Here is a 12,290-nt window from a genome sequence, read left to right on the forward strand (position 1 = left end):
TATGTTTGTCAATACCTTCATCAGACGGCCAGTCCTGACGACGGTCTGCACGTTCATCATTTTGCTGCTGGGAAGCATCTGTATTCCGATCCTGCCGATTTCTCAACTACCAGACCTCGCCCCCGTGCAAATCACCGTTAGCTCCACCAATATTGGTGCAGATGCTCAAACAACAGAAAGCACTGTCACCAACATTATTGAGCGACAAATTAATGGTGTTAAAGATGTATCTTATATATCTTCTAATACGGGTAATGATGGTTCCAGCAACATAACTGTCTCCTTCCCAACTCAAGTCAATAGCGATATTGCTCAAGTAAACGTTCAAAATAAAGAAGGACTTGCTTCACCTCAATTGCCAGATACCGTTCAACGAACAGGTGTGACCGTTCAAACGGCATCAAGCAGTCTCCTTCTCGTCTATGGGTTTTACTCAGAAAATAATGAGTATGACAACCTTTTTATCAGTAACTATGTCGATCTGTTTATTCTCGATCAGATCAAACGGCTTCCTGGTGTGGGACAAGCCACCATTTTTGGGGAACGCAAATATGCCATGCGTCTTTGGCTTGATCCCAACAAGCTTGCCCAACATCAACTAACTCCTCAAGATGTGACAACTGCCCTGCAAGAACAAAATATTCAGGTGGGTGCAGGGTCAATTGGTAAGGAACCAGCACCAGATAATCAAAGTTTTGAATTTGCTTTACGGGCAACTAGTCGATTTAAAGATGCGGCTGAATTTGAGGATATGGTACTGAAGGTGAGTCAAGGTGGCACTAATGGCACTACTAATAACACCACTAATAGTACCAGCACCACTAATACCAGCACTAATAGCACCCTAGTTAAGGTCAGAGATATCGGTCGAGTTGAACTGGGAGCAGAGAGCTATCTCGCTGATGCCAAATTCACCTTACCAGGAAATGATCCCAAGCCAGCCGTGGGTTTGGGGATATATCAACTTCCGGGTAGTAATGCCCTGAATGTTGCCCATGCTGTTGAAGACCAAATCAAAATACTAGAGAAGAGTTTTCCACCTGGACTAAAAGGACAGGTGGCATTTGATACCACTCCATTTGTAGAAATTTCCCTCGAAGAAGTTCTGCACACTCTGGTTGAAGCGATTATCTTGGTAGTCTTGGTAATTTTTGTCTTTTTGCAAGACTGGCGTACCACGATCATTCCCACTGTGGCGATCCCTGTTTCTCTGATTGGGACGTGTGCGGCTCTGTTGGTTTTAGGATTTCAGATTAATACACTGACCTTATTTGGTTTCGTCCTCGCGATCGGTCTTGTTGTCGATGATGCGATTATTGTGGTGGAGGCAGTTGCAGTCAAACTGGAGCAGGGCTTGAAGCCCCTTGATGCAGCTATGGAAGCCATGAAAGAGTTGACTGGGGCAGTCATTGCCACTTCACTTGTACTCATGGCGGTATTCCTTCCAGTTACATTCATTCCGGGCACTACTGGGATTGTCTACAAACAATTTGGGTTAACCGTTGCTTGCTCTATTGCCATTTCCACCTTCAATGCTTTAACTTTCTCTCCGAGTATGGCAGCCATCCTGATGCGCCCTGCTCAGACTCCACGGGGCCCTTTGGGGTGGTTTTTTACGCAGTTTAATCGGGGATTTAGCTGGTTTACGCGTCGCTATGTCGGGTTTGTTAGCTACCTTACCCATGTCAAGCCGATTGTAATTGGGGTTTTTATCAGTGGTTTAGTAGCAACGGTTTTGATGTACAAAGTAGTGCCTACTGGATTTATTCCAGAGGAAGATCAGGGTTACTTCTTTGTAGTTGTCCAGGGGCCTGATGGGGTTTCTTTAAAATACACCGAATCTGTGATGAATCGGGTTGTTAAAGAAGTAACATCGCTTCCCGAAGTTCAAGCTAGTTTTATGATTAGTGGCTTTGGTTTCGATGGCAATGCTTCTAATTTAGGCATTGCCTTTGCTAACCTGAAACCCTGGAAAGAGAGAACTCTAGAATCTCAGTCTGTCTATGGAATACTTCAGAGGATGAACAAAAAGCTCTCTACAATTACAGATGCGAGAGCGATCGCTGTAAATGCTCCTCCAGTTAGAGGCTTAAGTTCTACGGGTGGTTTTGAGTTTATCATTCAAGACAAAACCGGAAATGCGCCGATTCAAACCCTGCTTGATACTGCTCAAAAGTTCATTGGGGCGGCAAATAAAAATCCTGTTCTCCAAAGAGTCTTCACTCAGTTCACCGCAGACACTCCCCAATTTGACATCCAAGTGAACCGCAACCAAGCCAAAGCTCTCAACGTCGAACTCAACGACATCTTTGGGGCGTTGCAAAGTTACTTGGGGTCGCAATATGTGAATGACTTTGTGCAGGGACAGCGACAGTATCGAGTATATGTCCAAGCAGATGGGATTTTCCGCTCTAATCCAGATGATATTGGCAAGCTGTATGTTCGTTCTGCAAGTGGGGCGATGATTCCGTTGAGCAATTTGGTGAAAGTTACTCCCTTTGTGGGGCCGAAAACCATTTCGCATTATAACTTGTACAGGTCAATCAAAGTCCAGGGCGCTCCTGCTCCTGGTGCTAGTTCTGGACAGGCGATTCAAGCGATGGAGAAACTAGCAGCCGAGGTCTTACCTCAAGGGTTTGGTTATGAGTGGACAGGGACTTATCTCCAGGAAAAGACATCTGGGGGATCTACGGGCTTGATTTTTGCCTTCGCGTTCGTTATTGTCTTTCTGGTGCTGGCGGCTCAGTATGAAAGCTACGTTGACCCGATCATTATTTTGCTGACAGTTCCCCTGGCAGTTTTGGGAGCGATGACGGCGATTTGGCTACGTTCCAATATTTTCATGGCAGGTAGCCTCTTCCCGAAAGTGGTGGATGATATCTATTGCCAGGTAGGTTTGGTGACTTTGATAGGTCTAGCCGCCAAGAACGCAATTTTAGTTGTAGAATTTGCCAATCAGCTGCATGAGCAAGGCATGAGTTACACACGGGCGGCGGTGAAAGCGGGGCAAGAACGTCTGCGACCGATCTTAATGACTTCCTTTGCAGCGCTGTTAGGATTTTTGCCCTTGGTGATCTCTCAAGGGGCTGGAGCCAGCAGCCGTTGGTCTTTAGGAACAGCGCTCTTTGGGGGGCTGATGCTGGCGACGTTCTTGAGTTTGTTTTTAGTGCCAATTCTTTACATCTTAGTCAAGAGTGCGGCTCAGGCTATATCACCTCGGAAGGGATCGGGTGGCTCAAAGCCTCCAGATTCTCCTAATGGAACTTTGGGATCTGAACATCGGGTTTTGCCTGCTAGCTCAACTCAGCCAGAGACACAACTTAGGTCTCAGGAGGATGGGATCGGCTGACTTTTGCTGTTAAGTTTCTATTTTGGCTCTGCCGCAAGTTAAGCGGCAGAGCCTCTTATTAGGCATTCCCAGTCTCCGACTGGGAACGAGATAAACGGCACTCTCAAGAATAGGATGCGATCGCTAAAATGACAGAAATTGCACTTGTAAACCGTTATAGAATTTTGAGTAAGAATTAGATTGTAAAACCGTATGCCAGACTCGCTCTCCGTGGCGCTATCGGTTTAATTACGAATTACGAATTACGTTAGCGAAGCGGTAGCGAGTCATCGAGCGTCATTACGAATTATTGTTGAGCTATTGCTATGACAACTAAACAAGCCATCTTTGACGCAATTGAACAACTGCCACAGCACCTAAAAGACGTGTTGCAGTATGTTCAAAAGCTTGCACTTACTCTAAAATCACCAACATCTAACCCACCCACCCAAAGCAGCGATCCTCTTGCAGACTTTATCGGTGCAGTATCTAACGGCTCCCTGGCTGCTAACTTAGACGACGAACTTTATGAGGGTTCAACTTTTTATTGATACATGGGGCTGGCTGACGCTTCATGACAGAAGTGAACGCTATTAATAAGCGATGTGCAACTTTCTCTCAAACCTAACCCCCAACCCCTTCCCTACAAGGCTATCCATTACCCGGATCTTTCTTAACATTTGCGAGAGTATTGACTCAGGTTTTTATAACCCAGATTCGTTCGTTGTTCATTCTCAATAAAAACGCAGTTTTAGCGAGAAGATTAAAAGCGAATTTGTCAAGTATGCCTAAATTCTCAGTGTCTAAGACGGTTATAGAACATGGGTTTCAAGATTGTAAAGAAAGATGTGGGTAACGCATAGCCTACAAGGGAAGGGGAGTAAGATTCAAAGCCTCTCTCCTTTTAGGAGAGAGGTTTGGAGAGAGGTCAAAATATTAAGTCGCACATCGCGTTTTAATATAAAAGTGCAAAAATGAGCCTTTGAACCTCGAAGTTGACCTTCTGAGGCTCAACGTTGACCTTCTGAGGCTCGACGTTGACCTTTTGAGGCTCGAAGTTGACCTTCTGAGGCTCAATGTTGACCTTCTGAGGCTCAATGTTGACCTTCTGAGGCACGATGTTGACCTTCTGAGGCACGATGTTGACCTTCTGAGGCTCAAAGTTGACCTTCTGAGGCTCAAAGTTGACCTTCTGAGGCTCGATGTTGCACCTTTGAGCCTCGAAGTTGCGGGTTTGAAGCTCAACTAACAAATATATCTAACCATTCCTGAATTTACAGGGGTCAGCGTGTAGTAAAATTTGCTCACCTCTGTAAAGTGGAACATGGCTAAAGATTTTTCCGGTCAAAATCTCCGAGGACGCAACTTCAAAGGTAGGAAAGACCTTGCGGGTGCAAACTTTAGCTATGCCGACATCCGAGGGGCAAATTTCACCAATGCTAATTTAACAGGTGCAAACTTCAGTCATGCCAAAGCTGGACTGCAACGACGTTGGGTAATTTCCCTAGTCCTTGTCTCATGGCTATTGTCGGGACTTTCAGGATTTTTATGGATTGTCAACGGTTATTTTGTGTCACCAATATTTAATACTTCCTCCTTAATCCATCAGATTGGCGGCTGGACTGTTCTAATCGTATTAATTGCCTTTTTCTTCTTCACAATTCGCCAAGGACTAGCAGCTGGTTTAGGAGCCATAGCCTTCGCCTTTGCCGTAGCCTTCGCCTTTGCTGTAGCCTTAGCCGTAACTAAAGCCTTAGCCGTCGCCTTCGCCGGAGCCTTAGCCGTAGCCTTCGCCTTCGCCGGACCCTTCGCCTTCGGCGGAGCCTTAGCTGGAGCCGTAACCTTCGCCATAACCTTCGCCTTCGCCGGAGCCTTAACTAGAGCCTTAACTTTCGCTGGAGCCTTAGCTGGAGCCTTCGCCGGAGCCTTAGCTGGAGCCTGCGTCTTAGCTGATGCCTTCGCCGTAGCTGGAGCCTTAGCCGTCGCCTTAGCCGTCGCCTTCGCCGTAGCTGGAACGTTACTTAGCATCTACATCAGTTGGCGAGCCATGAAAGGAGACGAAAAGCACTCCTTGGTTCGTAATATTGCTGTTATCTTTGCTGCAACAGGAGGTACAAGTTTTTATGGCGCTGACTTAACAGGTGCTAATTTCACCCAAGCTACGCTCAAAAGTACAGATTTGCGAAACACTATCCTTATATGTAGCCGTTGGCATCAAGCCAAAATGCTTGACCGTGTTCGTCCTGGCTCGACTTATCTGCAAAACTCACAAGTACGTCAACTGTTGGTTACAGGACAGGGACAGGACAAAAACTTTGACGGTAAAAACCTGCGAGGTATCAACTTACAATCAGCTAACCTAGCAGATGCCAGCTTTATTGGGGCTGATCTCAGTGAAGCTAATTTGCAAGATGCCGATTTGTCAAGAGCAAAGCTGAAGCAAACGCAACTAGACGGCACAGATTTAACAGGTGCAACCCTTACTGGAGCTTACATTGAAGATTGGGGGATTACAAATACAACTAAATTGCATGGGGTGAGGTGTGAATATGTCTTCATGCGCGTCGGCACAAAAAAAGACCCCGACCCCCTCCGCAAACCTGATAATAAACAAGAGACATTTGCAGACGGGGATTTTGCCGACTTTATCAAGCCAATTTTTGACACCCTCGACCTTTATCATAATCAAGGCGTTGATCCTCGCGCGATCGCGATCGCCTTCAAAAACCTTGCTGAAAACCATCCTGAAGCTGAGTTAGAAATCGTGGCAATGGAGAAACGCGGCGATGATAAAATCTTACTCAGAGCCAAAACCGCAGCAGGTAGCGATAAATCTCAACTGAGTGCCGAATATTTTGATGACTATAATCAACTCAAAGCTTTATCGCAGAGTCAGCAATTATTGCTGGTAGAAAAAGATAGTTATATTAGTGATTTAAAAAATATGATCACAACTGCACTTAGGCAGCCTAAATCTTATACACAAGGAAATACCATCATGTCTGATATCAGCGGCATCAATATTCAAGACAGCAGTAATGTCAGCGGTATCGCTGGCGGTGGTTCTGTTGCTAATCTGGGAACCATCAGCGGTAATGTGAGTATTGCCCTCAATGAGTTACCTGATTCACCAGAAGCAGATAAACCCGGCATTAAAGAATTATTGACGCAGTTGCACGAGGCAATTTCACAGTCCTCAGATTTGCCTGAAACAGATAAGGCTGATGCCTTATTACAGGTAGAAGCTTTAGCAGAAGCAGCTAAAAATCCTCAAGAATCCACTAAGCAAAAGACTGCAAAAAATGCAATCATCATGTTAAAAGGGCTATTTTCTGGTTTACCTGCGATCGCTTCCCTGGTTGAAGCGACTAATAAATTATTGCCTGCGATTTCTAAATTATTCGGTTTAGGATAATTTATCGCTGTTCTCGTTGAGATGCAACACACCGTAGTTAAATCGGCGGTTAGAAACCGCATCTACACAGGCAAAACCGACCTCCGTGGATTTCAAACCCTCAATTTTTCCTTACTTAGTCCGCGCAGGCGGACTTTGTTTGTGTAGCCGCGAATTCCATTCGCACTGGCTCAATTTGACTAAGCCGTTAATATCTGCTGCGCTGTCAGTTTTAACTCAGGGAAACTCGGAGAATATATCTGCTGGTTTCCTGTGAATACTGTTTGGTTATAACGTCCTTCATTCAACAAACAGATTGTCAGCTTTGCCTCAAGAGGATCAACAATCCAGTATTCAGGAATAGAAAAGGCTGCATACTCAAGTGGTTTCCTTTGATAATCTCGCTTCACAGACTCAGCGCTAACCACTTCTACTGTCAACATTGGTGGTAACTCAAGTACAGCCGATTTACCCTGAATAGATTGTCGCTGTTCTTCAGTCATCACAATTAAGTCAGGTAGGCGGGATTTTTTCACAGAGGTACGAACGCCAGTACCGCTAGGGCGAACTTGCCAGTTTAACCCTAGTCGTTGGATTTCCAGATAGAAGCGGATTAACAAAAAAGTAATGATCGCTTCATGCAAATCTGAGGCTGGAGGCATTTCTAACAGTACCCCATCTTCAAGTTCATAGCGCTTGTCAGTGCCATCATCGTAGGTGAGATATTGCTCAAAAGTATACAGACGTTCTACAGGTTTTGTCGTGGACATACTCTTGTAATTCGTAATTGTCCATAATCATATCTACTTTCTTCATTCTCAGGTAGTTTTGGAATGTAGAGTTAAATTTTTCCAAAATGTCTTTAACTGAAGAAATTCTTTCCCAATTACCCGGCGATGCATTAGCAGGGTTGCGCCAAAGCGATCGCATCTTAACATCTCTGCGTGAAAACTCCGCACCTATCCCAACGTTAGTTAAAGAAAGTCAACAGCCTTTAGGTGTCGCAGACTTCGATGTAATTATCTGCGGTGGCACCTTGGGCATTTTAATTGGTTGTGCTTTGGCGGTGAAGGGGCTGCGGGTGGCGTTGCTGGAAGGGGGAATTCTCCGGGGGAGGGAACAAGAGTGGAATATTTCTCGCAAAGAATTAGATGTATTTGTGGAATTGAACTTGCTAACAGAGGAGGAATTAGCAAGTGCGATCGCCACTCAATATAACCCAGCGCGAGTTAGTTTTGATGGCGGTACAGAAGTTTGGGTAGAGGATGTTTTGAATATCGGCGTAGATCCAGTTTATCTACTAGCTACTTTGAAAACCCGATTTCTCGCCACTGGGGGAAAGTTGTTAGAAAATACACCCTTTACTGAAGCTGTGGTTCATCCAGATGGGGTGATGGTAAATAACCAATTCAAAACTCGGTTATTAATCGACGCGATGGGACATTTTTCACCCATCACCCAACAAGCACGCCAAGGTAAAAAACCAGACGCTTTGTGCTTAGTTGTCGGAAGTTGCGCCCAAGGTTTTCCCGAAAATAACTCAGGCGACTTAATATTATCATTCACACCTTTGCAGAATCAATGTCAGTACTTTTGGGAAGCCTTCCCCGCCAGAGATGGCAGAACCACTTACTTGTTTACCTACATGGATGCACATCCTCAACGCTTGAGTTTAGAAGCTCTATTTGAGGAATATCTGCGTCTCTTACCAGAATATCAGGGAGTGGAATTGAGCAAGCTAAAATTTCAGCGATCGCTATTTGGTTTCTTTCCCACCTATCGCCAAAGTCCCCTAAAAACCCCTTGGAATCGCATTCTACCAGTGGGAGATAGCAGTGGTAGTCAATCTCCCTTGAGTTTTGGTGGTTTTGGGGCAATGGTGCGTCACCTGAAGCGTTTAACTTATGGCATTTACGAAGCGCTGGAAACGGAACAATTATCTGCAAAAGCGATTGCACTACTGCAACCCTATCAGCCAAGTTTGACTGTTACTTGGTTGTTTCAAAGGGCGATGAGTGTTGGTGTAAATCAGAAAATTGCTCCAGATCAAATTAATCAACTACTCTCGGCGGTATTTCAGGAAATGCAACAGTTGGGTACACCAGTGCTAAAACCATTTTTACAGGATATAGTGCAGTTTTCGGCACTAACGCAAACCCTGTTAAAAACTGGTTTATCTCATCCGGGATTAGTTGCCAAGATAATTCCACAAGTAGGTTTAGGAAGTTTGTTAGATTGGATGTTACATTACAGTAATTTAGGTGTATATACTGCCTTGTTTTGGCTAAGTCCAATGCTAGAAACATGGATTAAGAATCAACCAAATGAACAACAATATTATTGGCATCGTTTGATTGATGCCTGGAAGTATGGTTCCGGCGCTGATTACTCAGATGAAACTTAGAATTTTACCTGTGTGAAAATAACATGATTGAACGGAAATCTTTAGGGATAAAATACTTTGCGGTGCTGATTGGATTCCTGCGCGATCGCCCAGGTTTTCTAGAGGAAGTTCGCCAAGGTACAAGATTACCAACTAAAATCATTTCTCTGCTGGTTTGCAGTTCCTTATTTCTTGCCGCTTATGGCGGAATCATTGGTGCATATCATAGTTGGATGCAAGCTTTGTCTTCCGCCATTAAACTCCCAGCCCTTTATTTAATCACACTCCTGATTTGTATCCCGACGTTGTTTTTTGCTAACATTATTTTTGGTTCAAAGCGGACTTTTGCACAGCATTTAGCATTAGTATTAACTGCGGTTTCAGTCACGAGCGTACTTTTATTTAGCTTTGCACCAATCACACTGTTTTTCTTAATTACCACCAATAATTATCAATTTTTAATTTTGTTAAATGTCTTGATCTTTGCATTGACTGGATTTATTGGTGTCTCGTCTTTATATCACGCCACGAGTTTAGTTTTAGAACAAGATAATGAAGGTAGCAAGACACGCCAGAAAATTTTACAATTTTGGCTATTTCTTTACGCTTTCGTAGGCAGTCAGTTAGGCTGGACTCTCAGACCCTTTTTTGGCACACCTGATTCTGTCTTTCAACTGTTCCGCGAAAGAGAAGGTAATTTTTATCTGAGTGTGATTCAAGCTATTAGCTATCTCTTGGGAATCCGTTAATTAATCATTAGTAATTCAATAAAATATACAACATATAAAATTATGCTGGGAAAACAAAATCGCGGAATTCAACAACTTAGTGTTTTGGTTAATTTACTCCGCGATCGCCAGTCTTTCTTAGAAGAAATTCGTCACGGAGTAAGATTACAAAATAAAATTAGTTCTCTATTCGTAACTAGTTCCATTTTCTTTGCCATCTATGGCGCAATTATCGGCGCATCCCATAGTTGGGCACAGGCATTATCTGGAGCTATTAAACTTCCAGTATTTTATTTATTAACACTGATCATTTGTTTTCCAACTTTGTTCTTTTTTAATGTTTTGTTTGGTTCCCGGAGCAGTATTCAACAACATTTCGTTGTGTTGCTCACATCTGTATCAGTGATTAGCGTGCTTTTATTTAGCTTGGCACCAGTGACACTATTTTTTCTAATCACTACACCCGATTCTTATCAATTTTTTAAACTGTTGAATGTGTTAATTTTTGGCATTACAGGCATCTTTGGCGTGAAATTCCTGTATGAAGGAATGCAACTACTTTCTCAACAAGATGAAGTTGGCAAAAAAACCCGCACCACTATTTTAAGATCCTGGTTATTGCTTTATGCCTTTGTTGGTATGCAGTTAGGATGGTTTCTCAGACCGTTTTTTGGTGCCCCTGACTCTAAATTTGAATTGTTTCGGGCGGTGAAAGGCAACTTCTATCTGGATATTGTCAAGGCGATTTCCGAAATTTTCGGTTTGCGTTAATCTAAGATTTATACGTGTTTTATATCATGTCCGATAAATTCTTTATGATATGCTAAACCTGTGAAAAAACGAGTAACACTCACCTTCCCGAAACGCGCTGTGCAAATGCCAGTGACTTACGTACTGGCCAAAGAGTTCAACGTCGCCGCCAATATTATCCGCGCCCAAGTTGCCCCAAATCAAATTGGCAAACTGGTAGTGGAACTAGCGGGAGACATCGATCAATTAGATGCGGCGATTGAGTGGATGCGATCGCGCCATGTTAACGTTTCTTATACATTAGGCGAAATTGCGATCGACCCAGATGCCTGTGTCCACTGTGGCTTGTGTACTGGGGTTTGTCCTACCGAAGCCCTCACCCTCCACCCAGAGACATACAAGTTGACATTCACGCGATCGCGCTGTATAGTCTGCGAACAGTGTATCCCTAGCTGTCCTGTACAGGCAATCTCTACAAATATCTAGCAGTCTGTCAGGTCTAGGACTTACGCATTGACAAGAAATACCAAATATGGAGAAGTTTAAAAACCACATCTTTCGTAAGGGCACAGCAATGCTCATACGTGTCAACTTAAGCTAAAAGCCAGTCTAAAAGAAGCTTTTAGAGATTGCCTCGTTCCCAGTCTCTGACTGGGAATGCCTACTACGAGGCTCCGCCTCTTGACTTGCGGCAGCAGCCCAATGAGGTACATTTCCAGCCAGAGGCTGGAAACGAGGTTTTAAAGGGGTTTGGGCTTAAGCTGACACCAATGAGCTTTTTCTGTGCCCCTACAGTATGGTCTATAGGACTTACGCAAAACCACTCGCTGTAGGGGCAATTCATGAATTGCCCCTACCAGAAAATCACTCTTTTCGGCTATTGTTTGCGTAAGTCCTGGTCTATTTACTATCAAAGGATAATTAATCAAAACCTGGAACAACCTATTTTCGTTAATGCACATCACGATGACTTTGTACAGTGCGTAAGTCCGATGTGTGATCAATGTTCAAACAAATCTTTAAATTGCAACAAATCTAAGGAAACTATCGTTGGCAGAAATTCAAAACATTCTTGAGCAATTTCCCAACGTTCTTCTCGTTTGAGCATTTCTATTAGCTTCTGCTGCACACTAAGTAAGTAGCGCACATCATTGGCAGCATAACTTAGTTGAGCTTCAGTTAAACTAGCGGCGTTACCCCAATCAGAACTTTGAGAGCTTTTATCCAGTTCCACTTGTTCTAACTCTTGCACCACATCTTTGAGTCCGTGGCGATTTGTGTAAGTACGGGCTAACTTACTAGCAATTTTGGTGCAAAAAACAGGGCCAACCTGAATCCCCAAATTAGCTCGCAAAGTGGCAAGGTCAAAGCGAGCAAAGTGAAACACTTTTACGACATTCGCCGCTTCCAAGAGTTTTTTTAAGTTTGGGGCGTCAGCTTGTCCTTTGGCTATGCGGATTGCAGTCACTTTCCCTTCGAGGTTGCACAGCTGGACAAGACACAAGCGATCGCGCAGGGGCAATAATCCCATAGTTTCTGTATCAACTGCGATCGCCACCCCTTCTAAATACTGAGAAAGAGCAGCATCACTGAGGTCGCGATCGCTCACCTGAAAATCTTGTAATGTCATGAATTATTCAAAAATAATAGCAGTGTCCAGCAGACAAAAGTCTTGTCAGACACTACATTATTATTATGCAAAAAAAT

General features: G+C 43.9%; 10 protein-coding genes. 8 read left to right on the forward strand and 2 right to left on the reverse strand.

From position 1 onward, the window contains the following. The first annotated feature begins 1 nt into the window (after position 1). From HWQ41_RS08835 to HWQ41_RS08850, 4 genes are all read left to right on the forward strand, one after another. On the forward strand, positions 2-3,349 hold the full coding sequence (locus HWQ41_RS08835; RefSeq protein ID WP_292761595.1) for an efflux RND transporter permease subunit: 3,348 nt from the start codon (positions 2-4) through the stop codon (positions 3,347-3,349). Positions 3,350-3,654: 305 nt separating this feature from the next. Beyond that, complete coding sequence (locus HWQ41_RS08840; RefSeq protein WP_292761597.1) at positions 3,655-3,879, forward strand: hypothetical protein; 225 nt, start codon at positions 3,655-3,657, stop codon at positions 3,877-3,879. A gap of 431 nt (positions 3,880-4,310) precedes the next feature. Beyond that, positions 4,311-4,577: a hypothetical protein gene (locus HWQ41_RS08845; protein WP_292761600.1), complete on the forward strand. Its 267-nt coding sequence runs from the start codon at positions 4,311-4,313 to the stop codon at positions 4,575-4,577. Positions 4,578-4,652: 75 nt separating this feature from the next. Next, entirely contained in the window at positions 4,653-6,743 is a 2,091-nt protein-coding gene (locus tag HWQ41_RS08850; protein ID WP_292761601.1) for a pentapeptide repeat-containing protein, read from the forward strand. A 179-nt stretch (positions 6,744-6,922) separates the two neighbouring features. Here the strand turns inward: HWQ41_RS08850 and HWQ41_RS08855 are convergent, their stop codons facing one another. After that, the gene (locus HWQ41_RS08855) at positions 6,923-7,492 is read right to left on the reverse strand and encodes a Uma2 family endonuclease (protein ID WP_292761604.1); all 570 of its coding nucleotides are present in this window, start codon (positions 7,490-7,492) and stop codon (positions 6,923-6,925) included. 86 nt (positions 7,493-7,578) lie between these two features. Here HWQ41_RS08855 and HWQ41_RS08860 point away from each other — a divergent pair, with 86 nt between their 5' ends. From HWQ41_RS08860 to HWQ41_RS08875, 4 genes are read left to right on the forward strand one after another with little or no spacing between them, the layout of a single operon-like run. After that, on the forward strand, positions 7,579-9,126 hold the full coding sequence (locus HWQ41_RS08860; RefSeq protein ID WP_292761606.1) for an FAD-binding oxidoreductase: 1,548 nt from the start codon (positions 7,579-7,581) through the stop codon (positions 9,124-9,126). Positions 9,127-9,149: 23 nt separating this feature from the next. Then, positions 9,150-9,854: an actin-binding WH2 domain-containing protein gene (locus tag HWQ41_RS08865; RefSeq protein ID WP_292761608.1), complete on the forward strand. Its 705-nt coding sequence runs from the start codon at positions 9,150-9,152 to the stop codon at positions 9,852-9,854. A 42-nt stretch (positions 9,855-9,896) separates the two neighbouring features. Continuing rightward, a complete protein-coding gene (locus HWQ41_RS08870; RefSeq protein WP_292761610.1) occupies positions 9,897-10,604 on the forward strand; it encodes an actin-binding WH2 domain-containing protein in 708 nt (235 codons plus the stop codon). A 60-nt stretch (positions 10,605-10,664) separates the two neighbouring features. Further along, positions 10,665-11,069, forward strand: coding sequence for an NIL domain-containing protein (locus HWQ41_RS08875; protein WP_292761611.1), 405 nt, complete (start codon positions 10,665-10,667; stop codon positions 11,067-11,069). Positions 11,070-11,583: 514 nt separating this feature from the next. Here the strand turns inward: HWQ41_RS08875 and HWQ41_RS08880 are convergent. Then, positions 11,584-12,213, reverse strand: a complete 630-nt coding sequence (locus HWQ41_RS08880; RefSeq protein ID WP_292761612.1) for a ribonuclease H-like domain-containing protein — start codon at positions 12,211-12,213, stop codon at positions 11,584-11,586. Positions 12,214-12,290 lie beyond the last annotated feature (77 nt).

The sequence above is a fragment of the Nostoc sp. NOS(2021) genome (assembly GCF_017115025.1).
Taxonomy (GTDB): domain Bacteria; phylum Cyanobacteriota; class Cyanobacteriia; order Cyanobacteriales; family Nostocaceae; genus Nostoc.